Source organism: Nitratidesulfovibrio sp. 1201_IL3209 (genome assembly GCF_036763125.1).
In the GTDB taxonomy this organism is placed as follows: Bacteria; Desulfobacterota; Desulfovibrionia; order Desulfovibrionales; family Desulfovibrionaceae; genus Cupidesulfovibrio.
On sequence record NZ_JBAIYT010000001.1, the window covers coordinates 120,439 to 143,947 of the forward strand.

At 69.9% G+C, this 23,509-nt stretch carries 20 protein-coding genes and 1 pseudogene; 18 read left to right on the top strand and 3 right to left on the bottom strand.

Annotated features, from left to right (window positions below; all coding sequences use genetic code 11):
• Window positions 1-97: 97 nt before the first annotated feature.
• A complete protein-coding gene (locus V6B97_RS00455; RefSeq protein WP_333504526.1) occupies window positions 98-247 on the bottom strand; it encodes a hypothetical protein in 150 nt (49 codons plus the stop codon).
• 232 nt (window positions 248-479) lie between these two features.
• On the opposite strand from V6B97_RS00455, the gene cbiR reads away from it, so the two are divergent.
• Complete coding sequence (gene cbiR, locus V6B97_RS00460; RefSeq protein ID WP_333504527.1) at window positions 480-1,382, top strand: cobamide remodeling phosphodiesterase CbiR; 903 nt, start codon at window positions 480-482, stop codon at window positions 1,380-1,382.
• Window positions 1,379-2,383, top strand: a pseudogene (locus V6B97_RS00465) (DHH family phosphoesterase); the annotation flags it as partial. The gene cbiR and the pseudogene V6B97_RS00465, both read left to right, overlap by 4 nt.
• Window positions 2,384-2,715: 332 nt before the next feature.
• On the opposite strand, the gene V6B97_RS00470 reads toward V6B97_RS00465, so the two are convergent.
• On the bottom strand, window positions 2,716-4,086 hold the full coding sequence (locus tag V6B97_RS00470) for an EAL domain-containing protein (protein ID WP_333504528.1): 1,371 nt from the start codon (window positions 4,084-4,086) through the stop codon (window positions 2,716-2,718).
• Between the two features lie 138 nt (window positions 4,087-4,224).
• Window positions 4,225-4,716 (bottom strand): hypothetical protein, encoded by a 492-nt coding sequence (locus V6B97_RS00475; protein WP_333504529.1) that lies wholly within the window; start codon window positions 4,714-4,716, stop codon window positions 4,225-4,227.
• Window positions 4,717-5,657: 941 nt separating this feature from the next.
• Here V6B97_RS00475 and V6B97_RS00480 point away from each other — a divergent pair.
• The 16 genes from V6B97_RS00480 to V6B97_RS00555 all read left to right on the top strand — a co-directional run bounded on the left by V6B97_RS00480 (window position 5,658) and on the right by V6B97_RS00555 (window position 23,500).
• On the top strand, window positions 5,658-6,455 hold the full coding sequence (locus tag V6B97_RS00480; protein WP_333504530.1) for a 2-amino-3,7-dideoxy-D-threo-hept-6-ulosonate synthase: 798 nt from the start codon (window positions 5,658-5,660) through the stop codon (window positions 6,453-6,455).
• A 336-nt stretch (window positions 6,456-6,791) separates the two neighbouring features.
• Entirely contained in the window at window positions 6,792-7,763 is a 972-nt protein-coding gene (locus tag V6B97_RS00485) for a 3-dehydroquinate synthase II family protein (protein ID WP_333504531.1), read from the top strand.
• Between the two features lie 34 nt (window positions 7,764-7,797).
• Complete coding sequence (pheA, locus tag V6B97_RS00490) at window positions 7,798-9,021, top strand: prephenate dehydratase (protein ID WP_333504532.1); 1,224 nt, start codon at window positions 7,798-7,800, stop codon at window positions 9,019-9,021.
• Between the two features lie 291 nt (window positions 9,022-9,312).
• On the top strand, window positions 9,313-10,677 hold the full coding sequence (locus tag V6B97_RS00495) for a 3-phosphoshikimate 1-carboxyvinyltransferase (protein ID WP_333504533.1): 1,365 nt from the start codon (window positions 9,313-9,315) through the stop codon (window positions 10,675-10,677).
• Window positions 10,674-11,477: a prephenate dehydrogenase gene (locus V6B97_RS00500; protein WP_333504534.1), complete on the top strand. Its 804-nt coding sequence runs from the start codon at window positions 10,674-10,676 to the stop codon at window positions 11,475-11,477. Before V6B97_RS00495 ends, V6B97_RS00500 begins: the two co-directional genes overlap by 4 nt.
• A gap of 120 nt (window positions 11,478-11,597) precedes the next feature.
• Window positions 11,598-13,190 carry an anthranilate synthase component I family protein gene (locus V6B97_RS00505; RefSeq protein ID WP_333504535.1) on the top strand — a complete coding sequence of 531 codons (1,593 nt, stop codon included), beginning with the start codon at window positions 11,598-11,600 and terminating at the stop codon, window positions 13,188-13,190.
• A complete protein-coding gene (locus V6B97_RS00510; protein ID WP_333504536.1) occupies window positions 13,171-13,758 on the top strand; it encodes an anthranilate synthase component II in 588 nt (195 codons plus the stop codon). Before V6B97_RS00505 ends, V6B97_RS00510 begins: the two co-directional genes overlap by 20 nt.
• 9 nt (window positions 13,759-13,767) lie before the next feature.
• On the top strand, window positions 13,768-14,784 hold the full coding sequence (trpD, locus tag V6B97_RS00515) for an anthranilate phosphoribosyltransferase (RefSeq protein ID WP_333504537.1): 1,017 nt from the start codon (window positions 13,768-13,770) through the stop codon (window positions 14,782-14,784).
• The gene (locus tag V6B97_RS00520) at window positions 14,777-15,586 is read left to right on the top strand and encodes an indole-3-glycerol-phosphate synthase (protein WP_333504538.1); all 810 of its coding nucleotides are present in this window, start codon (window positions 14,777-14,779) and stop codon (window positions 15,584-15,586) included. The genes trpD and V6B97_RS00520 overlap by 8 nt, the downstream gene beginning before the upstream one ends.
• Window positions 15,587-15,740: 154 nt before the next feature.
• Window positions 15,741-16,418, top strand: coding sequence for a phosphoribosylanthranilate isomerase (locus V6B97_RS00525; protein ID WP_333504539.1), 678 nt, complete (start codon window positions 15,741-15,743; stop codon window positions 16,416-16,418).
• 39 nt (window positions 16,419-16,457) lie between these two features.
• Entirely contained in the window at window positions 16,458-17,642 is a 1,185-nt protein-coding gene (trpB, locus tag V6B97_RS00530; protein WP_333504540.1) for a tryptophan synthase subunit beta, read from the top strand.
• Between the two features lie 29 nt (window positions 17,643-17,671).
• The gene (gene trpA, locus V6B97_RS00535; protein ID WP_333504736.1) at window positions 17,672-18,451 is read left to right on the top strand and encodes a tryptophan synthase subunit alpha; all 780 of its coding nucleotides are present in this window, start codon (window positions 17,672-17,674) and stop codon (window positions 18,449-18,451) included.
• A 206-nt stretch (window positions 18,452-18,657) separates the two neighbouring features.
• Entirely contained in the window at window positions 18,658-19,806 is a 1,149-nt protein-coding gene (gene icd, locus V6B97_RS00540) for an NADP-dependent isocitrate dehydrogenase (RefSeq protein ID WP_333504541.1), read from the top strand.
• 381 nt (window positions 19,807-20,187) lie between these two features.
• Complete coding sequence (locus V6B97_RS00545) at window positions 20,188-20,787, top strand: tetratricopeptide repeat protein (protein ID WP_333504542.1); 600 nt, start codon at window positions 20,188-20,190, stop codon at window positions 20,785-20,787.
• 116 nt (window positions 20,788-20,903) lie between these two features.
• The gene (locus V6B97_RS00550) at window positions 20,904-21,632 is read left to right on the top strand and encodes a metallophosphoesterase family protein (RefSeq protein WP_333504543.1); all 729 of its coding nucleotides are present in this window, start codon (window positions 20,904-20,906) and stop codon (window positions 21,630-21,632) included.
• A gap of 125 nt (window positions 21,633-21,757) precedes the next feature.
• Window positions 21,758-23,500, top strand: coding sequence for a protein kinase domain-containing protein (locus V6B97_RS00555; RefSeq protein WP_333504544.1), 1,743 nt, complete (start codon window positions 21,758-21,760; stop codon window positions 23,498-23,500).
• The last annotated feature ends 9 nt before the right edge of the window (window positions 23,501-23,509 follow it).

The window sequence follows — 23,509 nt, forward strand, 5'->3', positions numbered from 1 at the left end:
GGGCCGTGGTGTTTTTCGGGGATGGGGAAGGCGCCGGGGACGGTGCGCCCTGGCGCAAGCCGTCCCGTCGTGCGGAACATGCCGGTGGCGGGCGGTGCTACAGGGGGCAGCACATCCGGTACACGTAGCGTTCGTACAGGCCGGACACCCTGCCCGCCGTACGGGGGCTCAGGCCCACGTCGCGCAGGCGACAGTAGACGTGCAGGGGGTTGAAACGGTGTTGCAGAAAGTGTTTCACGTGGCGCATCAAGGTCTCCTGTTCCCCGTCGTGGCCCGTTGCTCCCCGTTATGGCCTGACGGGGGAACGTCGTACGCCGTGCATGCCCCATGCCGCCGCGGCCCGTGGTCCATGGTGACGGCCCGTTGCGAGGGGGCGCATGTCCGGGCGGGCGGAAAACCGGCGTTCCGGGGCGCGCGGGCGGCACATTTCTGCCGGGCCGCGCTTGCCCGGCGGGCGGAAAGCCCGTAACCGGAACGTCATGCACGTCTTGCAGGCCCTTACCGCATCGCCTCGGCTTCTGTCCAGAACCGTGGCGGCCCCGTCGTGGGTTATCGCGGGCAACGTCCATGATAATTGCGCATTTCTTTCAGGAAAAGTGCACGAGGTGGGGCTGTGCCTGTTCGAGGCCGAAGCCTGCCTTGCCTATACCGACGCGGACCTGCCCCCGGCGCTGGCCGGGCTGTCCCTGTCCTGGCACGCCCACCTGCCGGTGGACCTGGAATGGGGGGCCGGCCCGCACGGCGCGCCCGGCGCGGGCGCGGCGCGGGTGTGCGGCCTGCTGATGGACCGGGTGGCCTTTCTGGGCGCACGGCGCGCGGTGCTGCACCCGCCGACGCCGGAGCAGGCCCGCGCGGCGGGTTTTGCCGGTACGGACGGCCCGGCCCGGCTGCTGGGCGCGTTTCTGAATGAATGGACCCGCCAGGGCCGCGACCCGGCCTGCCTGCTGCTGGAAAACATCGCCGGGCAGGACCTGGCGGACCTGCTTCCGGCCATCGCCGACGGAAACTGCAATGTGTGTCTGGACATGGGCCATGTCCTGACCTACGGTCAGCATAGGCTGCCCGCATCCGCCGGTCTGCTGCGGCGGGTGCGCATGGCGCACGTGCACGCCCCCGGCGGCATGGACCGCCACCGTCCCCTCACCGAACTGACGGCGGAAGAAGCCGCATGGGCGGCGCGGGTGCTGCCCGCCCTGCCGCCGGACGCGGTGCTGACGGTAGAGGTGTTCGCCTGGGACGGGGTGCGGGCGTCGCTGCCGGTGCTGGACCGCCTGCTGGGCGGAGAGGCGGGCGGACAGCCGGGCGGGCAATCCGACGGGCAGCCGGAGGGACAAGTGTCCCGCCGCAGTGTTTCACGAGCCGGGGCCGAGAGGAGATCATGAGTTACTTCAGGAAGCTGGAGACAAAGCTCACCCACCTGCAGGAGCTGTTCGACCGCGCCGAGCGCTGGCTCATCGTGATCAACGCCGACCCCGACGCCATGGCCTCGGCCCTGGCGCTGAAGCGCATCATGATCCACCGCGTGGACGACGTGGCCATCGCCCGCGTCAACGAGATCACCCGGCCGGACAACCTGGCCATGGCCCGCTACCTGCGCATCCCCATGGTCAAGCTCACCCCCACGCTGTCCGCCCAGTTCGACCGCTTCGCGGTGGTCGATTCGCAGCCCCACCACCACCCCTCGTTCAGGGACCTGAACTTCTCGCTGGTCATCGACCACCATCCGCTCGTCGAGGAGCACCCGGTGGTGGCCGACTTCAAGGAAATCCGCAACGAGTACGGCGCCACCGCCACCATCATGACCGAGTACCTGTACAACCTCGGCATCCGGCCCGGAAAGCTGCTGGCCACGGCATTGCAGTTCGGCATCAAGACCGACACCGCCAGCTTCGAGCGCGCCTTCCACGACGTGGACATGCGCGCCTACCGCTACCTGACCAAGTTCGCGGACCACGCCCTGCTCTCGCGCATCGTGCGCAGCGAATTCCGGCTGCACTGGCTGGACTACTTCTCTCGCGCGTTCATCAGCATGCACAAGCTGGGCACCGGCCAGTACGTGTACGTGGGCGAGGTGGAAAACCCGGACATCCTGGTGGTCATCGCCGACTTCTTCATGCGGGTGCACGAAATCCGCTGGGCGGCGGTGTGCGGGGTGTACCGCGACACCATCGTGGTCATCCTGCGCGGCGACGGCATGGGGCGCGACCTTGGCCGCTACGCCAGCCTTCAGTTCGGCGACGTGGGTTCCGCCGGGGGGCACCGGGCCATGGCCCGGGCCGAGATTCCCCTGTCCGCCGCCGAGGGCCGCAACGTGGAATTCTTCATCTACAAGCGGCTGCTGGCCCCTCGCAAGAAGGCCCGGGTGAGGGCCGAGCCGAAGCCCGACGCCAGGGCCGAGGGCGGGCAGACGGCCAAGGCGGAGGCCGGAGCCGCCCAGAAGGCCGGGCAGAAGCCGGAACCGCAACCGGGACGGAAGGCCCCGGCCAAGGCCCTGCCTGCCGTTGCGCCCGTCGCGCCCGTCGCGCCGGTGAAGACCCCGGCGGCGGTCGCATCCGCGCCCGTGCCCACGGGCGGCAAGTAGCGCGTCGGGTACCGTTTCCTTTCCTCCTTTTCCGCATATGGCAAGGCCGCCCTCCGGTGTTCCGGGGGGCGGCCTTGCGCGTGGAGGGAAGGGACAGGAACGATGCCGCGGCGGGGCAGGCGTGCGGGGTGCGGCTACGCGCCGCGCCGCCTGCGGTCCGGGCGGCCCGCGTCGGCGCACAGCACGTGGGGCGTGCCCGTGGCGTCGGTGAAGCGCATGGCCAGCGTCACGCACAGGTTGCCGGAGGCCCGCGAGATGTACGGGGCGGTCAGGCATTCCTCTATGCCGCTGCGCATGGGCAGGAAATATTCCTTCAGCGAATGGTCGGCGCCGCGCCGCGCGGGCTGGTAGATGAACCGCCTGCTGGCCGAAAGCCGGTAGGGGTTGCACACCGTGTCCGATACCTGGCGGCCCGCGGCGTCGAGCACGTACAGGCATTCCAGGGCCGATTCCGCGTTCAGGTAGCGGGCCAGCATCCTGTCGAAGCCGCCGGGGAAGGCGCGGTGCAGGTCCTCGCGCAGGCGGTGCACGGCGCTGCGCAGGGTGGACACGCGGCGCTCCTCTTCCTCCACCTGGGCCAGGGTGAGCGCGGCATAGGCGCGGGCCACGTCGTGCAGGGCCGTGCCGCCCGCGGCCACGGCTCCTTCGGGCGAGGGATGCGCGAACAGGAAGCCCTGCATCACGTCGGCCCCCAGGTCCATGAGCAGCGCGGCCTCGGCCTCGTGCTCCACGCCTTCGGCCACGGTCATGGCCCCGATGCGCCGGGCCAGGCCCACCAGCGCCCGCACCACCTCCTGGCGGTGGAACGAATCGGGCAGGCCGGACACCAGCGAACGGTCCAGCTTGAGTACGTCGGGCTTCAGCGCGGCGATGCGTTCCAGGTTGGAATGCCCGGCCCCCACGTCGTCCAGGGCCACCAGGAAGCCCAGCCTGCGGTGGCGGGCGGCGAAATCCATCAGCGCGTCGGTGTCGTCCACCTGCGATTCCACGATTTCCAGCACCACGTTGTTGGGGCTGACCCCGGTGGCCTCGGCCAGCCGCTGGATGTGCCCGGAACCCACCACCCCGCGCCGCAGCACGGCGGTGTCGATGTTCACGAACAGCAGCAGTTCCGGCCTGCGGCGCACCAGCGGGGCGAAGGCGGCAAAGGCCCGCTCGCGGCACAGGCGGTCCAGTTCCAGCGCGCTGCCGCTGGCGGCGGCGGTGGAGAACATGATGTCGGGCGGCATCACCGCGCCGCCGGGCACCCGGCCCCGGCTCAGGGCTTCCATGCCCACCACGGCGTGGCGGCGCACCGAAACCAGCGGCTGGAACAGGATGAACACGTCGGCGATGGCCACGCCCGGCACGGGAAACGGCATGGCGGAGCCATGCGCGTGGCCGCCATCGGACGTCCCGGCGGCGGGCGTGCCGCCGTGCGCCGGGTGACGCGCGGCGGAGGGGGTGTGGTTATGCGGTTCGGCGGGCGAGGGGGAGCCTGCGCGCGCCGTGGTCGTGGCGATCATGGTCGTCTCGTCGGCGCGGCGGCGCGCGGGCAGAAAAAGGGCCGGACCGGGGCGGCGGGCGGGGGAAGGGTGCCCCGGTCCGGCGGAGGGTGCGGGCGGCGGGGGTTGCTGGGGTGTCGCCGCCCGTTCACGCCGTTGTCAGTTCCTTCGCCGAGGCGAGGAACCGTGCGTGGTCTTGTCGGGTTGCAGGTGGAGCGGCAGGGTGCTCCCCCCGGCGGACCGGTGCACGGAAGGAACCGAGAAGCCGGGCGCAGGGTCTGCGCCATGGGCTTCCGGCGGAAAGCCGTCACCCGTGGCGCCGGTGTGGCCTCCCCCGTGAGAGGCCCCGTGCGCACGGGCAAACAATGAGGCATGGTCGTCGAAAAGGGCGTCGTCGCCGTCCGTGGGGTCCGTGGGGTCCGTGGGCAGGCGCAGCAGGCTGCGCAGCGAGGCGGCGGCCACGTGCATGGTGAACATCAGCCAGACGCAGACCAGGGCCGCGCAGGCGATGCGGGCCGGGTCGCCGGGCAGGGCGGCGGCAATCACGCCCAGCCCGGCCGCCAGAAGGCACGAGAGCCCCGGCGCAAGGCCGCGAGAGGTGTGGCCGGGCGTGTCGCAGGCACGTCCGGCGCCCGCGGGCGGCGCTGGCATGGCGGAGCCGTCGGCCGGTCCGGAACACGCCAAGGACGGCACGCCCGCGTGGGCGCCGGCAGCCATGGCCGTGGCGCGGCCCGCGCCGTGGCGGCGGGGTGCGTGGCTGGCTGGCGTATGGAGTCCTGTGGCGTGCATGATGTCGTTCCGTGTCCGGGCGGCGTTGGCCCGCATGATCTGTTGCTGCTGTTGTCAGGCGCCCCTTCCGGTGACAGCCGGGGTGGGGCGGAGTGGGGCGGTGCGGGCGGCGCCATGCCGCCCACGCCGGGACGATAGCAAAACGGGGGCCAATGGCTGCAACCCGGCGAATTTCAAGGCGTGGCGGCGGCGTGGTAGGAACGGGAACCCGCCCGACAGAAAGTATAATTACAAATTTGAGTATGTCGTGAGTGTTCAAAGAAACAAAAACGTAAATTACACACGGCACGGCGTGTCGAAAAAGCCGGGGTTTTTCCGAACATTCCGCTTGACAGGTTTCGCGGGGCGGGCGTAGGTATCCCGAAACACCTGAAAACGGATAACGTCGGGACACCAAGACAAATGCTTTCCACCTCCGCCACCTTCACCACCGCTTTCCGTACCAACTATTACTTTTGGTACTTTTTTAGCTATGGAGAAGCCCGTGGCCGCATGGAGCGTGCGTAAGCATCTGACGAAGGTGTAAACACACGAAGACTCAAGGGGCCGCGGGCGAATAGCCGGCGGCCCCTTTCAGTTTTTCCGGCGGCGCGTTACGCGCGGCGCACCCCGGAAGTGTGTGACCAGGGCGGGCAGCCCTTGCGGTTGCCCCGTCCCCGGACCCGACGCTGCCGCATCAGCAGTACCCGGTACGCGGGGGCATGCCCCCGAAGCCCGTGGCGACCCGCCCGGGCCGCAAGGTAAGGACACACGACCACGGCCAGTTGCGCCGCAACCTTTCCGAAAGAACAGGGGAACATACGATGCACATCGGCAAAAGAATCAGGATGGAGCGCATTTTCAACCGAAAAACCGGGCGCGCCGTCATCGTGCCGCTGGATCACGGCGTCAGCGTGGGGCCCATCTACGGCCTCGTGGACATGCGCGAGACCGTGAATCAGGTGGCCGAAGGCGGCGCGGACGCGGTGCTCATGCACAAGGGCCTGGTGCGCTGCGGCCACCGCGAGGGCGGCCGCGACGTGGGCCTCATCGTGCATCTTTCCGCCTCCACCTCCCTTTCCCCCCGCCCCAACGCCAAGACCCTGGTCGCCACCGTGGAAGACGCCCTGAAGCACGGCGCCGACGGCGTGTCCGTGCACGTGAACCTGGGCGACGAGACCGAACGCGACATGCTGGCCGACCTTGGCCGCGTGGCCACCGTGGCCAACGACTGGGGCATGCCGCTGCTGGCCATGATGTACGCCCGCGGCCCCCGCATCAAGAACGAGTACGACCCCGAAGTGGTGGCCCACGCCGCCCGCGTGGGCGTGGAACTGGGCGCCGACGTGGTCAAGGTGGCCTACACCGGCGACATGGACAGCTTCGCCCACGTGGTGGCCTCCTGTTGCGTGCCCGTGGTCATCGCGGGCGGTCCCAAGCTGGATTCCACCCGGTCCTTCCTGCAAATGGTGCACGACGCCGTGCGCGCGGGCGCGGCCGGTCTTTCCGTGGGCCGCAACATCTTTCAGCACGAGCGCACCCCCGTCCTCGTCAAGGCCCTGCGCGGCCTGGTGCATGAGGATTGGGATGTGGAGCAGGCGATCGCCCTTGTCGGCGAATGAGGAGTGCCGGGATTCAGGCACTTTCGCCCTCTGGCGGACCGACCCGAAGGGCGCGAAGCGTGGCCGTTAGGCGAGCTTGCGAGCCTTACGGACATCGAGAGCTGGCTGTCAGGCCGCGCCTTTTACTCCGGTCACGTACGAGAAGAGTACGCTCCCTTCGTAAAAGGCTTGCCTTCCTTGCCAGAGAACGAAATTGCTCTGAATCCCGACACTCCTGAAGGCATGTGAAGTGATGCGCCGTGAAAGGCAATCGGAGGAAGACTCCTTGAGTTTGCTTCCGGCGCGGCACGCAGGACAAAGAGCGGTTCGCCGCCATGACAAAAATGTGAGGGGCCGATGCGGACCATTCTTTTCAAGAGCGTGCCTTTCGACAAGGTGCTGGTGACCCTGGCGCTGGAATCGGGCGTGGACGGCGTCATCGTGCCGCGCGCGCAGGTGGAGTCGGTGGCGGCGCTGGCCCGGTGCCGGGTGCTGGCCGACGAGGACGTGGCGACCGTCGCGCTGTCGGCCAAGGCCGACGAAGAGGACGCCGCCGCGCGTCTGGCGCGGGGCGAAACCGTGGTGCTGGCGCGCGGGTGGGAGATCATTCCGGTGGAGAATCTTCTGGCGCAGTCGGATGACGTGGCCGTGGAAGTGGCGGACCTTGCCGAGGCGCGCCTTGCGGCGGGCATCCTGGAGCGGGGCGTGGCCACCGTGGTGGTGCTGCCCGAGGGCGCAGGCGAGCTGAAGTCCATCGTGGCCGACCTCAAGCTGTCGCAGGGCTGCATCGACCTTGTGCCCGGCGTGGTCACGGCGGTGGAGAACGTGGGCCTTGGCCACCGGGTGTGCGTGGACACCATGTCCATGTTGCGCCGGGGGCAGGGCATGCTGGTGGGCAATTCCAGCGCGTTCACCTTTCTGGTCCACGCCGAGACCGAGCATAACGAATACGTGGCCGCGCGGCCGTTCCGGGTCAATGCCGGGGCCGTACACGCCTACGCCCAGATGCCCGGCGACCGCACCACCTATCTCGAAGAACTGCGCGCGGGCGACGAGGTGCTCATCGTCGGCGCCGATGGTTCCACCACCGTGGCCACCGTGGGCAGGCTGAAGGTGGAGGCGCGGCCCATGCTGCTGGTGCGCGCCAAAGTGGGCGACGTGGAGGGCGCGGTGTTCCTGCAGAACGCGGAAACCATCCGCCTGACCCGGCCGGACGGCGCCCCGGTGAGCGTGGTGACCCTGAAGGAAGGCGACCAGATCCTGTGCCGCACCGATTGCGCGGGCCGCCACTTCGGCATGCGCATCAAGGAGGACATCAAGGAATGCTGATGCGCACCGCCACGCACCTTGGGAGGACGCGCCCATGAGCCTCACCGACGACAGGGACCCCCACCGGCGAGGAGACGGCGTTTCCGGAACCGCCGCCGATGACGGCGCGACCGGGCAGGCGGCCCCCGCTCCCCCGCTTGTGGACGAAGCCGACCCGGAAGCGGCGCTGGCCGGGCGGCTGGGCCAGATCCGTCACGAGATCGACGGGCTGGATTCCGATCTGCTGCACCTGCTGAACCGCCGCGCTTCCCTGAGCCTGGAGGTGGGGCGCATCAAGGCGGACGACGCGGGCATCGTGTTCAAGCCCTTCCGCGAGCGCGAGGTGTTGGAAAATCTCATGGCCGCCAACGGCGGGCCGCTGCCCAACGAACACCTGCGCTCCATCTGGCGCGAGATACTTTCGTCCTCGCGCAGCCTGCAACGGCCGCAGAAGGTGGCCTACCTCGGGCCGGAGGGCACCTTTTCGTACTTCGCGGGCGTGGAATTTCTGGGCAAGTCCGTGGAGTACATGCCGCAGAAGGACCTGGACGGGGTGTTCCGCACCGTGCACGACCGGCAGTGCGAGCTTGGCGTGGTGCCGCTGGAAAATTCGCTGCACGGCACCGTGGGGCAGAGCCTGGACCTGTTCCTGACGCACGAGGTGTTCATCCAGTCCGAGTTGTTCTGCCGCATCAGCCACTGCCTGCTGACCACGGAGACCAGCCTGGCCGACGTGACCACGGTGTACTCGCACCCGCAGCCGCTGGCCCAGTGCGGCGGCTGGCTGCGCCAGGCCCTGCCGGGGGCGCGGATCATCCCGGCGGACTCCACCGCCTCGGCCGCGCGCCGGGTGGTGGGCGAGAAGGGCGCGGCGGCCATCGGGCACCGCAGTCTGGCCTCGCTGCTGGGGCTGAACATCCTGGCGCGCGGCATAGAGGACCAGCCGGACAACTGGACGCGCTTCGTGGTCATCGGCCCCGCCCCGGCGGGCCAGCCCGGCACGGACAAGACCTCCATGCTGTTCTCGGTGCCGGACAGGCCCGGCGCGCTGGCGGAAGTGTTGAACTTGCTGGCCCGCGAGGGCATCAACATGAAGAAGCTGGAGTCGCGGCCCCTGCGCGGCGAAAAGTGGAAATACGTGTTCTTCGTGGACGTGGAATGCGACCTCGGCAACGAGGACTACGGCCGGGTGGTGCACGAACTGCGCAGGCTGTGCCATACGTTGCGCATTCTGGGCAGTTATCCGGCGGGGCCGCAACTGGACATGAATGGAGGTTGATTCCTTTCGGAAAGCGGGGCTCCGCCCCGCGCCCCGCAAGGGGACCGCGTCCCCTTGACCCCTTTTGCCGTCGAGCCGCGCTGCGCGCGTCCCGCCGGGGTATAGGGAATCAGGTAGACTTGACCCCAAATAAAAAGTTTGGGGGGAGCGGCAGCCGTTAGGTGAGCGCAACGCGCGAGCCTTACGGATGGTGACAGCAAAGCTGGGGGTCCGGGCGAAGGAGACGCTTTCCCAAAGGGTCCTTTCCCCCGGTGGCTCTTCCTTCCAGGCGGATTGCCAAAAGGATTCATGATGGAAACCAAACGGGAAACCGTGACCGTGGCGGCGCCGCCGTCCAAGTCGGTGTCGCACCGCATGCTGATCGGCGCGGCGCTGGCGGCGGGCGATTCGGTGGTGGAGCACGTGCTGGAGAGCCGCGACATCGAGCGCACGGCGGACATCCTGCGGGCTGCGGGCGCGCGCATCGAACGGCTGGGCGACGGCAGGTTCGCGGTGTCGGGCGTGGCGGGCACCCCTGCGGGCGGGTTCGACGCGCCGGTGTCGTGCGACGTGCACGAATCGGGCACCACGTGCCGCCTGCTGACGGCGGTGCTGGCGGCGGGCAAGGGGATGTTCCGCATCCACGGCGCGCCGCGCATGCACGAACGCCCCATCGGCGAACTGGTGGACGTGCTGCGCGGGCGCGGGGTGCGCGTGACCTACGAAGGCCGCGAGGGCTGCCCTCCGCTGCTCATCGACTCCGACGGCATGTCCGGGGGGGCCACGGCCATCGGCCTTGGCGAATCCAGCCAGTACCTGTCGGGCCTGCTGCTGGCCGCGCCGCTCACCAGCGGGCTGACCATCGAGGTTTCCGGCCACAAGGTGGTGTCGTGGCCCTACGTGGCCCTGACCCTGCAAGCCCTGGAGGACTTCGGCATCGGCTTCCGCGTGGAGACGCGCGAGACCCCGCGCGGCACATGGCAGGCCGACGACTGGCGCACCCTGCGCGAGGTCCGGCCGGGGCTGGTGCGCTTCGTGGTGTCGCCGGGCGTGTACCGCGCGGGCACCTACCGGGTGGAGGGCGACTGGTCCAACGCCTCGTACTTCCTGGCGGCGGGGGCCGTGGGGCCGCGCCCGGTGCGGGTGGCGGGCTTGCGGGTGGATTCGTTGCAGGGCGACCGGGCCATGCTGGACATCCTGGGCCGCATGGGCGCACGCTTCGAGCGGGCGGACAACGGCGTGCTGGTGGCGCCTTCCAGCCTGACCGGCGTGGAAGTGGACATGGGCCACTGCCCGGACCTGGTGCCCACGGTGGCGGTCACGGCGGCCTTCGCCCAGGGCGTGACCACCATCCGCAACGTGGCGCACCTGCGCATCAAGGAATGCGACCGGCTGTCCGCCCCGGCGGCGGAACTGCGCAAGGCCGGGGTGCGGGTGGAAGAACTGGACGACGGCCTCGTGGTGCACGGTTCGCTGCGCAGCGGCGGCCCTGCGCCCGCGCCTGCTCCTGATAATGACGAAAAAGTGATGCCATTTTTGTCATACGGCGACCATCGCATGGCCATGAGCCTTGCGCTTCTGGGGTTCGCCGGGGTACAGGTGGCCTTGGACGACCCGGCCTGCGTGGCCAAGTCGTTCCCGCATTTCTGGAACGAGTGGGAAAAGGTGCGCGCATGAACGCAGTGAAAATCGCGCTGTTCGGCGCGGGGGGCCGCATGGGCCGCCTGTTCGCCGACAGGCTCTCCGCCGCCGGATACGCGGTGGGGGGCGTGGACCGTCCGCTGACGCAGGAAGCCCTGCGCCATGCCGTGGACGGGGCCGCCGCCGTGCTGCTGTGCGTGCCCGTGGAAGCCATGGACGAGGTGTTGCGTCAGGTGGCCCCGCTGCTGGACGGCATGCAGGTGCTGGCGGACATCACCTCCGTCAAGGTGCGCCCCATGCAGGTCATGGCGCGCCACTACGCGGGCCCCGTGGTGGGCACCCACCCCCTGTTCGGCCCGGTGCCCCCGGCCCCTGCATCTGGTCAGGACCCCGCCGAAAACCTGCGCGTGGCCGTGACCCCCGGCCAGGGGGCGCACGAGGCGGACGTGGCGCTCGTGGAGCGCGTGTTCCGCGACATGGGCTGCGTGCCCTTCCGCACCACGGCGGACGAGCACGACGAGGCCGCCGCCTGCATCCAGGGCCTCAACTTCATCACCAGCGTGGCCTATCTCGCCACGCTGGCCCACCGCGACGACCTGACCCCCTTCATCACCCCCTCGTTCCGCCGCCGCCTCGACGCGGCGCGCAAGATGCTCACCGAGGACGCATCCCTCTTCGAAGGCATGTTCGAAGCCAATCCCCACAGCCAGACCGCTGTCCGCAGCTACCTGTCGTTCCTCAACTTCGCCGCCGCCGGCGATGTGGACGTGCTGGTCGACCGCGCCCAGTGGTGGTGGCGTTCGCACACCGAAAGGGGAGGAGTGCGTCCGTCATAGCTGCACGCGAGTAGTAGAGTAACGGACAAGGCAATCGTAGGCCGCGCTCCCTCCCCGGGAGCGCGGCTTTTTGTTTTTGAAGCACAACTCACGGCACGCCGAACTTGAAGGAGAACCCGGATGGAAATGCCCGAACTGCCCGCACAGGCTGAACTGCCCGCACAGGCCGAAATGTCTGACCAGGTGGACGTCCCCGCAACGGCGAAGACCCCCCAGACTCCTGAGGTCGCGCACGCCCCCGTGAACGGCTGCGCCTGCGCCCCCACCGGTTCCGGGGACGACATCCCCGACCTGCCCGCAGGCGGCGAGATCGTGCTGCGCCAGACCGGCCGCTGGCTGGAGGCCGACGTGGACACCCCCATCAGTGTGTTCCTGGGCATGGTGGGGTCCGGGCAGGGCATCCTGCTGGAAAGCGCCGAGGTGGACGGCCGCTGGGGCCGGTTCAGCGTCATCGCCTTCAACTTCCTGCTGCGCCTCGGCTGCCGCGACGGCAGGCTGGAAGTGGCCGTGCGCGACCCGCGCCTTGCCCCGCTGCGCCGGTTCGACGGCATGGGCTTCATCGAGGGCGCCCGCGCGGTGATGCGCGCCCTGCGCATCGAGCCGGACGAGGCCTTCGCCGACCAGCCCCCCATCACCCGCGCCCTGTACGGCTACTTCGGCTACGGCGTGTCCGGGCTGTTCGAGCCCAAGCTGGCCAACGTGCTGCCGCCGTCTTCCGCAGAGGCCTGCCTGGCCCTGCCCGGCACCGTGGTGGTGTTCGACCACCTGTACAACCGGCTGTGCCAGCTTTCGCTCACCGACCTGCCCGGCGCGCGCGTGGACCGCAGCCAGGTGGACCGCGCCCCCGAGCCGCCGGAAGTGGGCCCCGTGGTCAACGTGCCGGAAGAGGCCGTGTACACCCGCGCCGTGGCCCGGGTGAAGGAGATGATCCGCCAGGGCGAGGCCATCCAGGTGGTGCTGTCCACCCGGTTCCAGGCCTCGTTCAGCGGCGACTCGTTTACCCTGTACCGCCGCCTGCGCCGCATCAACCCCTCGCCGTACATGTTCTTCATGCGCCTGCCCGGCGTCTCGCTGCTGGGTTCCTCGCCGGAGGTCATGGTGCGCTGCCGGGCCGACACGTTGCAGGTCAGCCCCATCGCGGGCACCCGCCCGCGCGGCGCGGACGCCGCCCACGACGCCGCCCTTGCCCAGGAATTGCTGGAAGACCCCAAGGAACGCGCCGAGCACGTCATGCTGGTGGACCTGGGCCGCAACGACCTTGGCCGCATCGCCGCGCCGGGCACCGTGCAGGTGGAACGGTTCATGGACGTGGAAAAGTTCTCGCACGTCATGCACCTGACCTCGCGCGTCACCGCCCGGATCGAGCCGGGCCGCGACGCGCTGGACGTGCTGGCCGCCACCTTCCCGGCGGGCACCGTCAGCGGCGCGCCCAAGGTGCGGGCCATGGAGATCATCTCCGAGGCCGAGGGCCTTGCGCGCGGCCCCTACGCCGGGGCCATCGGCTGGCTGGGGCTGGACCGCGACTCGGTGAACCTGGACACCGGCATCACCATCCGCTCCCTGTGGGTGCGCGACGGCCAGGTGCACTGGCAGGCGGGGGCGGGCATCGTGTTCGATTCCGTGCCCGAGATGGAATGGAAGGAGTGCAACAACAAGGCCGCCGTCATCCGCGCCGCCGTCACCGGAGGGGAATATGTTCCTGTTAATCGATAACTACGACTCGTTCACCTTCAATCTGGTGCAGGCGTTCTACGGCCTTGGGCTGCACCCGGTGGTGGTCCGCAACGACGATGCCGCCCTGCCCGCCATGGCCGAAGACCCGGCGCTGGAGATGGTGTGCATCTCTCCGGGACCCAGCCACCCGCGCAACGCGGGGTTCTGCCTCGACTTCCTGGCCCGGCTGCCGCACGCGGTGCCCGTGCTGGGCGTGTGCCTGGGCCATCAGGTGCTGGGGCTGTTCGCCGGGGCCACCGTGGATGTGGGACCGCGCATCATGCACGGCAAGACCTCGGACATCGCCCATGACGGCGCGGGCCTGTTCCACGGCGTGCCCAGCCCCATGCAGGTGGGCCGTTACCATTCGCTCGTCGTGCACGCAGAGGAGCGGCCGGACCTGCTGGCCGTCACCGCCCGCGCGCCCGAAGGCGAGGTCATGGCCCTGCGCTACACCGACCGCCCGTGGGTGGGCGTGCAGTTCCACCCCGAATCCGTGCTCACCCCCGACGGCGTGCGCCTGCTCGCCAACTTTCCGCAACAGATCGCCGCGCAGGCGAAGCAGTAGGAGACCGTCATGCAGAACGCAACATCCACCATACTGGAAACGCTGGCCACGGGCGTGGACCTTGCCCCGGAACTGGCCGAGGCCGGGTTCTCGCGCCTGATGGACGGGGAGATGACCAGCGCGCAGGCGGGTTCGTTCCTGATGGGCCTGCGCATGAAGGGCGAGACCCCGCAGGAGCTTACCGAGGCGGTGCGCGCCGCGCTGGCCCGCGCCGTGCGGGTGACCGGCATCGACGGCCCCACCATCGACATCGTGGGCACCGGCGGCGACGGCCGCTCGTCGTTCAACTGCTCCACGGCCACGGCGCTGACCCTGGCGGGCATGGGCCACCGGGTGGTCAAGCACGGCAACCGCGCGGTGTCGTCCTCGTGCGGGGCGGCGGACGCGGTGGAGGGCCTGGGCCTGCCGCTGGAACTGGACCCGGAGGACGTGCGCGCGCTGGTGGCGCGGCACAACTTCGCCTTCCTGTTCGCGCCCCGCTTCCACCCGGCGTTCCGCAACGTCATGCCCATCCGGCGCGAACTGGGCGTGCGCACCCTGTTCAACCTGCTGGGGCCGCTGCTCAACCCGGCCCGTCCCAGCCACATGCTGCTGGGCGTGGCCCGCGCGGAACTGCTGCCCCTGATGGCCCGGACCCTGCTGCTGACCGGCGTGCGCCGGGCGGCGGTGGTGCACGGCGCGGGCGGCTATGACGAGTTGACCCCGCTGGGTCCGGCCCGCGTGCTGCTGCTCTCCGGCGACGGCGAAGGACACGGCACGCTGACGGAACTCAGCGTGGACCCGGCGGACTACGGCATCGCGCCGTGCACTCCCGAGGAATTGGCCGTGCCCGACCGCGACACCGCCGTGCGCGTGCTGCGCGACCTGCTGTCCGGCGGCGGCCCGGCCCCCATGCGCGACATGCTGGTGCTCAACGTGGGCATGGCCCTGCACCTGCTGGAACCGGGCATGCCCCTGTCCGACGCCATGACCGCCGCGCGTCTGGCCCTGGCCGCCGGGGCCGGGGGGAAGGTGCTGCATGCTTGATCGCTTCCGCATCGCCAAGCAGCCCGAACTGGACCGGCTGCGCCAGTTGGCCGCCGCTGGCGGGCTGCCCGCGCCCCTGCCCGCAGGTGCAGGGCAGCGCCCCGACTTCCTGCGGGCGCTGCTGAACCGCGCCGGGTACCCGGATGCGCCGGTGGCGGTCATCGCGGAATACAAGCGCGCCTCGCCCTCGCGCGGGGTCATCGAGACGGGCGTGTCGCCCGAGGACGCGGCCACGGCCTACATGACCGCCGGGGCCACGGCCATCTCGGTGCTGACCGAGGAGACGTACTTCGGCGGCGACCTTGCCTATCTTGGCCGCATGGCGGGTGTTGTCCCGAACGTGCCCCTTCTGCGCAAGGACTTCATCATGGACCCGTTGCAGGTGGCGGCCACGGCGGCCACCCCGGCGGCGGCGCTGCTGCTCATCGTGCGGCTGACGCCGGACGCGCGCACCCTGCGCGACCTGCGCGAGCAGGCCGAGGCGCAGGGCATGCACGCCGTGGTGGAGATCTTCGACGAGGCGGACTTGGCCCTGGCCCGCGAGTCGGGCGCGCGGATCATCCAGGTCAACAACCGCGACCTGGAAACCTTGGCCGTGGACCGCACCGCCTGCCTCCGCCTGGGGCCGCTGCGCGCCCCCGGCGAGGCGTGGATAGCGGCCAGCGGCATCTCCGAGCACCGCCACCTGGCGGAGGCCGCCCATGCCGGATATGACGCGGCATTGGTGGGCACCGCGCTGATGGACGGAGGCGACCTGGGGGGGGCGTTGCGTCGCCTGTTGGGAGGGGAACGTGACAGATAGAATAAGAGAAACCGAGGGGCGGGGAAGGGACCCTTTTGACGCTCTGCGGTCGCCATCCGTAAGGTTCGCGCTGCGCGCTCACCAAACGGCTGCCGCAAAAGGGTCTCCTTCCCCGCCCCTCGTACCCCCCACCCCATCCCCCCAAAACTTATGTTTGGGGGGGCATGGCAAGGCGGATACCCCCTCCCGCCTGCTGGTCAAGGTCTGCGGCCTGACCCGGCAGCGGGACGTGGACGCCTGCGCGGATGCCGGGGTGGACCTGTGCGGGTTCATTTTCCATCCGGCCAGCCCGCGCGCGGTGACGCCCGCCGTGGCCGCCGGGCTGCACAGCCACGGCATGGCGCGGGTGGGGGTGTTCGTGAAACAGTCCGCCGACGAAGTGCTGGCCGTCATGGACGCGGCCCGGCTGGATTTCGCCCAGTTGCACGGCGGGCAGGACGCCGCCTTCTGCCACCGGGTGGGGCCGGAACGGGTCATCCGCGTGGCATGGCCGCAACGCCACGTTGATGCGGCAGGTCATGTCGGCCGCGCCGCGCTGGAAGCGGAACTGGCCGGGCTTGCTCCGCACGTGCGCTGCTTCCTGCTGGATGCGGGCGTAAGCGGCGGCGGCCACGGCGTAACCATGGACTGGGCCGGGCTGCGCGGCCTGGCCCCCGGTGCGCCGTGGCTGCTGGCGGGCGGGCTGACCCCGGACAACGTGGCCAGCGCCGTAGCCGCATGCGGCGGCGGGTCCATGATCGGCGTCGATCTCAATTCCGGGGTGGAAAGCGCCCCCGGCCAGAAGGATGCACCCCGCGTGGCCGCCGCCCTGGCGGCGCTGCGCGCGGCATAGTCGATACCAACTGGCGCCCCGGCGCCAAAGGATACCACCATGAAAAAAGGCTATTTCGGCGAGTTCGGCGGGCAGTTCGTGCCCGAACTGCTCATGCCGCCGCTGCGGGAACTGGAAGCCGCCATGCGCGACATCCTGCCCTCGGAGCGGTTCCGGGCGGAACTGGACGACCTGCTGCGCAACTTCGCGGGGCGCGAGACCCCGCTCACCGCCTGCCCCACGCTGTCGGCGGAACTGGGCGTGCACCTGTGGCTGAAGCGCGAAGACCTGCTGCACACCGGCGCGCACAAGGTCAACAACACCCTGGGCCAGGCGCTGCTGGCCAAATACATGGGCAAGACCGCGCTGGTGGCGGAAACGGGCGCGGGCCAGCACGGCGTGGCCACGGCGGCTGCCGCCGCGCGGCTGGGCATGGAGTGCGTGATCTATATGGGGGCGACCGACGTGGTGCGCCAGGCCCCCAACGTGATGCGCATGAAGCTGCTGGGCGCGAAGGTGGTGCCCGTGCAGAGCGGCACCAAGACCCTGAAGGACGCCATCAACGAGGCCCTGCGCTACTGGATCGCGGAACAGGGCACCACCCACTACTGCTTCGGCACGGCGGCGGGGCCGCATCCCTTCCCCACGCTGGTACGCGACCTGCAATCCGTCATCGGGCGGGAAACCCGCGCCCAGATGCTGGAACGCACGGGCCGGCTGCCCGACATGGTGGTGGCCTGCGTGGGCGGCGGCTCCAACGCCATCGGCATGTTCCACCCGTTCGTGGATGACGCCACGGTGCGCATGGTGGGCGTGGAGGCGGCGGGCACCGGGGAACCGGGGTGCTACAACTCCGCGCCCATCAACCTGGGCCGCCCCGGCGTGCTGCACGGCCAGAAGACCATGCTGCTGCAGGATGCGGACGGACAGATCGAGCCTTCGCACTCGGTGTCCGCCGGGCTGGACTACCCCGGCGTGGGGCCGGAGCACGCCCACCTGGGGGCCATCGGCCGCGTGCAGTACGGCATGGCCACCGACGGGCAGGCGCTGGACGCCTTCCAGGCCCTGACCCGGCGCGAGGGCATCATCCCCGCGCTGGAATCGTCGCACGCGCTGGCGTGGGTGCTGTGCAACAGGCAGAAGCTGCCTGAGGACGGGCACGTGGTGGTCAACCTGTCCGGCCGGGGCGACAAGGACATGGAAATCGTGCGGGAAGTGCTGTTCCGCGAAGGAGAGCTGGCATGAGCGCGGCCATTCATACCGACATGAACGACATGCTGCCCGAGGCCCCGGAGTCGCGGCTGGAAGCCCGCGTGGCCGCCGCCAACGCGGCGGGGCGGCCCGCCCTGGTGCCCTTTCTGACGGCTGGGTTCCCCACCCTGGACCGCTTCTGGGACGAAATGGACGGCCTTGATCGCGGGGGTGCGGACGTCATCGAGATCGGCGTGCCGTTCTCCGATCCGGTGGCCGACGGTCCGGTGGTGGAGGCGGCGTCGCTGCGGGCACTGGTGAACGGCGTGACCCTGCGCTGGATACTGGACGGCCTGAAGGCCCGCGCGGGCCGCTACGACGCCGAACTGGTGCTGATGGGCTACTACAACCCGTTCCTGCAATACGGGCTGGAAAACCTGGCGGCGGACGCGGCGGCGGCCGGGGTTGCGGGCTTCATCGTGCCCGACCTGCCGCTGGAAGAAGACGCGGAAATGCGCGCGCTGCTGGCCGCGCGGGGCATCGACCTCATTGCCCTTGTCGGCCCCAACACCACGGAAGAGCGCATGGCCGAATACGCGGCCGTGGCGTCCGGCTACGTGTACGTGGTGTCGGTGCTGGGCATCACCGGCGTGCGCGAAGGGCTGCCCCCGGAGGTGCCGCAGACCCTGGCCCGCGCGCGCAAGGCGTTCCGCCTGCCGCTGGCCCTGGGATTCGGCATCAGGGAGCCGAAACAGTTGGAAGGCTTCCCCGACCGGCCCGACGCCGTGGTGTTCGGTTCCGCCCTGCTGCGCCACATCGACGCGGGCGGCAGCGCGGAATCGTTCCTGGCCGCGTGGAAGTAGGCGGGGCGGGACGCGACCCCGCCCGGTCCGTTTTGACAAAATCCGCCAGACCGGCTACCGGAACTGACCCCCAAGGGTACCCGGATCCCACCGGAAGCACGTGATACAAGGCCGGGCGGCGCGCCGTCCGGCCGCTTTTCGGCAGCACGATATCAGCACGACAGTACGGCCCCGCCCCGGCGGGGCCTGCGCAAAGGAGCGCCTCCATGCGGAAGACGGTCTACTGGATTGAAGGCGACGGCATCGGCCCCGACGTGTGGAAGGCCGCCCGTCCCGTCATCGATGCGGCGGTGGCGAAAACCTACGGCGACGCGCGCTCCATCGAATGGAAGGAACTGCTGGCCGGTGAAAAGGCCTACGCCGCCACCGGCGAATACCTGCCCGAGGCCACCATGCAGGCCTTGCGCGGCGCGGAACTGGCCATCAAGGGGCCGCTGGGCACCCCGGTGGGCAAGGGCTTCCGCAGCCTCAACGTCACCCTGCGCCAGACGCTGGACCTGTACGCCTGCATCCGGCCCATCCGCTACTTCGAGGGCATCATGTCGCCCGTAAAGCGGCCGGACCTGGTGGACATGGTGGTGTTCCGCGAAAACACCGAGGACGTGTACGCGGGCATCGAATACAGGGCGGGCACGCCCGAGGCCAGGCGGCTCATCGACTTTCTGCGCAACGAACTGGGCGCCAACGTGGACCCGGAAAGCGCCGTGGGCATCAAGCCCATGACCGCGCGCGGCTCCAAGCGGCTGGTGCGCCGCGCCATGGACTTCGCCGTGGCCCAGAAGCGTTCCAGCCTCACGCTGGTGCACAAGGGCAATATCATGAAGTTCACGGAAGGGGGCTTCCGCGAATGGGGCTACGAGGTGGTGCGCGACGAGTTCGCCGACGTCTCGGTGCTGGAGGCCGACGCCGGGGGCGCGGCGGACAGGGTGGTGGTCAAGGACCGCATCGCCGACGCCATGTTCCAGGAAGTGCTGATCCGCCCCGACCAGTACAGCGTCATCGCCACCCCCAACCTGAACGGCGACTACCTGTCCGACGCGCTGGCCGCGCAGGTGGGCGGCCTTGGCCTTGCGCCGGGCGTGAACATGTCCGACTCGCTGGCCTTCTTCGAGGCCACCCACGGCACCGCGCCCACCATCGCCGGGCAGGACAAGGCCAACCCCGGCAGCCTCATCCTGTGCGGCGCGCTGATGCTGGAACACATGGGCTGGAACGATGCGGCCACCCGCATCTACAACGCCATCAACGCCATCATCGGCAAGCGCACCGTCACCGTGGACCTGGCCTCGCAGATGGCCGGGGCCACCACCGTGGGCACCGTGGCCTTTGGGGAGTTGGTGGCGAAGGCCCTGTAGGAATTCTCTAAATTGTCTTTTTGCCCGTTGGCTGTGTCAAACTTCGCCTGCCATGTCGGTCGAATACGATAAGAGTATACTCCCTCATGGCAGGCTTGTTTTCCTCGCCAACGAACAAAAATCCTAATTTAGAGCAGTGCGTTGCGCGCAACGGGTAACCGTGTGAATTAGTGACGACGCCCCCGGAAGCGGCCTGCTTCCGGGGGCGTTTTGCGTCGGAGAAGGGGGGTGCCTTTCCGAATGCACATGGCATATTCGATGTAATCATGTGTGATAATGGCCGGATAGGATGCGGACACCTTGCGCGCAGCAGGGCCGTGCTTATGATTGTGCTGCCCATCCGGAACCGTCATGCACCCCGGCAGGGCAGGAGAGAACGCCATGAACGTCCATCTTCGCACGCTCACCCTCGTCGCCGTGCTGGCGGCGTTTGCCGTTACGGGGTGCGCCACCACCAGCATGCGGGCCTCGTCGCAGTTGGAGGAGGGGCAGTACCGTCAGGCGGCGGAAACCTACGCCGCCGCCCTGCGAGAGAATCCCGACGACTGGCAGTCCGGCGTGCGGCGCGGCTATGCGCTGTACCGGGCCGGAGACTACCAGGCGGCTCAGGACGCCCTGAAGCCCCTGTGGACCAACCGCCGAGCCGCCGAATACGCGCGGTTCTGGGCGGGCATCGCCGCCATTGCCGCCCGCGATGAAGCCGCCGCCCGCACCGCGTGGTCGGAATGGACCAGCAGCCGCTTCGAGATCGTGCGGGCCATCCGCCCCCGCGTGGAACAGCTGATGTCCGGGGATCTGACCCTCGGCCCGCAGGCCGCCAGTTCCTACGTTGCCGAGGCCGCCGTGGCCAACGGGCGCAAGGCCCGCGCCGATGCCCGCTACGGCTGGCGGCCCCTGTCGCCGGGCTATTCGCCGTCCTACGAGCGCGACGCCTTTTCCGACACCATGCTGCCGGTGACGCCCAAGGCGTATCTGCCGTAGGGCATATCGCCCCGAAGTCCCGGCGGGTGCCGTGCCCGCCGGGACTTTCGTTTTCCGCCGCGCCGCGTCATCCCCCGCCCTTCCCATCCATCCCCGCGCCTGCTATCCCCATACACATGAAGCTGGCGGTCATTTCCGACATCCACGGCAACCTCGGCGCATTCAAGGCGGTGCTGGCCGACATGGACGCGCAGGGGGCCACCTGCGCCGTGTCCCTGGGCGACAACGTGGGCTACGGGCCGGACCCCGGCCCGGTGTTGCGCCTTGTGGCCAGCCGTCGCATCCTCTCGGTGGCGGGCAACCACGAGATGGCCGTGGCCGACGCCCGCTGGCTGCGCGAGTTCAACAGCCAGTCGCGCGAGGCCGCGCGCATGACCATGGACTGGCTGGACGACGAGGAAGTGGAACTGGCCCGCGCCATGCCCCGCGTGCTGGTGCGCGAAGGCTGCCGCTTCGTGCACGGCATGCCGCCCGATTCGCCATTCACCTACCTGTACGAATTTCACGGCAAGCGGCTGGGATCGGTGTTCGATCTGTTCCCGGAGCCCATCTGCTTCGTGGGGCACACCCACGACCTTGAGCTGGTCCGGCGCGACCCGGACGGCGTGGTGGCCCGCGAACCGCTGGCGGAGGGCGCGCGCGTGCTGCCCGCCGGGGGGCGCTACCTGATCAACGCGGGCAGCGTGGGCCAGCCGCGCGACGGCGACAACCGCGCCAAGTACTTGCTGTGGGAACCCGGCCCGCGCCGCCTGACGGTGCGCTTCGTGCCCTACGACGTGCAGGACGCCGCCCGGCGTTTCCGCGAGGCGGGGGTGAATGAGCGGTATGTGCTCCGTCTGCTGTAGGAACTGTCCGACGCCATGCTTCATAACGCCCGGCCCCATCCCGTCATGACCCATTCATCCACGCCATCTTTCCCCATGGCCCACCCCCCGTGCGCCGCCCGCGTCCCGTCCCGAGGATTTTTCCCATGCGCATAGGACGTTACGAGGTGTGCGGGCTGCTGGGCCGGGGCGGCATGGGCGCGGTGTACAAGGTGCGCCAGCCGGTCACCGGGCGCATCGCCGCGCTGAAGCTGCTGCGCCCCGCCGACACGCTGGCCGACTTGTCCGATATGGACGACCTGCGCCGCGGCTTCCTGCACGAGGCGCGGGTGATGGCCGCGCTGGACCACCCCCACGTGGCGGCGGTGTGGGACGTGGACGTGGCCCCGGCGGGCACGTTGCGCCTGCCGTCCGGCGACGACGTCTGCCCCTCGCCCGATGCATGGGACGGGGGCGCGGGCGCCGCCGATACGGCGGACTGCGACCCCGCGCGCGACCCCGAACGCCAGAGGGTCGACCGCGTGGCCCGCTTCGGCGATCTGCCGTTTTTCGTCATGGAATACTACTGCCTGAATCTGGGACTGCTTATCGGCGAAAGCTACCGGGTGGAGGCCCCCACCCGCCGCCTGCCGCTGCTCCGCGCCTGCCGCTACGCCGCGCAGACCCTGGACGCGCTGGCCCGCATGCATCACGCCGGAGTGGTGCACCGCGACGTGAAGCCCTTCAACATCATGGTCACCGCCGAGGACGACGTGAAGCTCATCGACTTCGGCCTCTCGCGCCTGCGCGGAGAAACGGGTGCGCTGGCGCGCCTGGGCGGCGAAACGCAGCGCCTGCCGCGCGGGGTCAAGGTGGGCTCGCCGTACTACGCCGCGCCCGAGCAGGAACGCGATCCGGACGCAGTGGACGGCCGGGCCGACCTGTTCGCCGTGGGGGTGATGCTGTTCCGCATGCTCACCGGCGTGCTGCCCACGGACGAGTCCTTCGGCGGACGCATCCCACGCGCCAGCAAGCGCAGCGCGGACCTGGACGCGGCGTGGGACGGGTTCTTCGCGCGGGCCATGGCTCACGACCCCGGCGAGCGGTTTGCCGATGCCCGGATCATGGCCGCCGAACTGGATGCGCTGGTGGCCGCGTGGCGCCAGCGGGTGGAGGCGGTGTGCCTGCTGCCGGAAGAGAACGGCGTGTCCGGTGATGTTGGCGTGCCGGGCGTGCCGGGAGATGCCGGAGGCGTGGGAGATACGGATGGCGCCGTACCCGGTTCCGGACGGGTCCGCGCCGTCCCGGCGAAGGTCATGCCTCGCCATGCGCGCGATCTGTTCGGGCTGGACGAATTGTGGCGGCCCGCCGGGATGTCCGCGCCATCGGCCGAAGGCCGCACCGATGGCGCTGCATGCCGCCTGGTGCCGGGGCTGCCGGCGCAGGCCGCTGCCGCCCCCGATTTGGCAGGACCGGCCGGTCCTGCCAGCCCTGCCGACCCGGCCAGCCCGATTGATCTTGCCGCGCTGGTGGCGTACCAACCGGCCACGGGGCTGCTGTGGCAGCGCGGCGGCAGCGAATGGGGCCTGACCTTGGCCGAGGCCCGCGCCCACGTGGCCGCCCTCAACGCGGCGCGCTTCGCCGGGTTCGACGGCTGGCGGCTGCCCACCGTGAACGAACTGTGCACCCTGCTGACCCCTCCGCCGGAAGGGGGCGGCCACTGCGTGCCGTCCGTGCTGGACCCGGCCCCCGACCCGCTGTGGACGGCGGACCGCAAGTCGTTCACGGCGGGCTGGTTCGTCAGCGCGTCCATGGGCTTCGTGGGCTGGCAGGACGACACCTGCCGCTTCCATGTCCGGGTAGTCCGAACGGTTCAGGCAATGGACGGCGGGCGCGTCACCCCGGCGTAACGCACGCGC

What these genes read in the sequence shown, in the direction of transcription:
- V6B97_RS00495 (WP_333504533.1), top strand. Translation starts at nt 9,313, where the DNA reads ATGGAAACCAAACGGGAAACCGTGACCGTGGCGGCGCCGCCGTCCAAG.
- V6B97_RS00505 (WP_333504535.1), top strand. Translation starts at nt 11,598, where the DNA reads ATGGAAATGCCCGAACTGCCCGCACAGGCTGAACTGCCCGCACAGGCC.
- V6B97_RS00485 (WP_333504531.1), top strand. Translation starts at nt 6,792, where the DNA reads ATGCGGACCATTCTTTTCAAGAGCGTGCCTTTCGACAAGGTGCTGGTG.
- V6B97_RS00550 (WP_333504543.1), top strand. Translation starts at nt 20,904, where the DNA reads ATGAAGCTGGCGGTCATTTCCGACATCCACGGCAACCTCGGCGCATTC.
- trpA (WP_333504736.1), top strand. Translation starts at nt 17,672, where the DNA reads ATGCTGCCCGAGGCCCCGGAGTCGCGGCTGGAAGCCCGCGTGGCCGCC.
- V6B97_RS00480 (WP_333504530.1), top strand. Translation starts at nt 5,658, where the DNA reads ATGCACATCGGCAAAAGAATCAGGATGGAGCGCATTTTCAACCGAAAA.
- V6B97_RS00520 (WP_333504538.1), top strand. Translation starts at nt 14,777, where the DNA reads ATGCTTGATCGCTTCCGCATCGCCAAGCAGCCCGAACTGGACCGGCTG.
- icd (WP_333504541.1), top strand. Translation starts at nt 18,658, where the DNA reads ATGCGGAAGACGGTCTACTGGATTGAAGGCGACGGCATCGGCCCCGAC.
- V6B97_RS00545 (WP_333504542.1), top strand. Translation starts at nt 20,188, where the DNA reads ATGAACGTCCATCTTCGCACGCTCACCCTCGTCGCCGTGCTGGCGGCG.
- V6B97_RS00475 (WP_333504529.1), bottom strand. Translation starts at nt 4,716, where the DNA reads ATGCCAGCGCCGCCCGCGGGCGCCGGACGTGCCTGCGACACGCCCGGC.
- V6B97_RS00500 (WP_333504534.1), top strand. Translation starts at nt 10,674, where the DNA reads ATGAACGCAGTGAAAATCGCGCTGTTCGGCGCGGGGGGCCGCATGGGC.
- V6B97_RS00510 (WP_333504536.1), top strand. Translation starts at nt 13,171, where the DNA reads ATGTTCCTGTTAATCGATAACTACGACTCGTTCACCTTCAATCTGGTG.
- trpB (WP_333504540.1), top strand. Translation starts at nt 16,458, where the DNA reads ATGAAAAAAGGCTATTTCGGCGAGTTCGGCGGGCAGTTCGTGCCCGAA.
- V6B97_RS00470 (WP_333504528.1), bottom strand. Translation starts at nt 4,086, where the DNA reads ATGATCGCCACGACCACGGCGCGCGCAGGCTCCCCCTCGCCCGCCGAA.
- V6B97_RS00555 (WP_333504544.1), top strand. Translation starts at nt 21,758, where the DNA reads ATGCGCATAGGACGTTACGAGGTGTGCGGGCTGCTGGGCCGGGGCGGC.
- V6B97_RS00455 (WP_333504526.1), bottom strand. Translation starts at nt 247, where the DNA reads ATGCGCCACGTGAAACACTTTCTGCAACACCGTTTCAACCCCCTGCAC.
- trpD (WP_333504537.1), top strand. Translation starts at nt 13,768, where the DNA reads ATGCAGAACGCAACATCCACCATACTGGAAACGCTGGCCACGGGCGTG.
- pheA (WP_333504532.1), top strand. Translation starts at nt 7,798, where the DNA reads ATGAGCCTCACCGACGACAGGGACCCCCACCGGCGAGGAGACGGCGTT.
- cbiR (WP_333504527.1), top strand. Translation starts at nt 480, where the DNA reads ATGCACGTCTTGCAGGCCCTTACCGCATCGCCTCGGCTTCTGTCCAGA.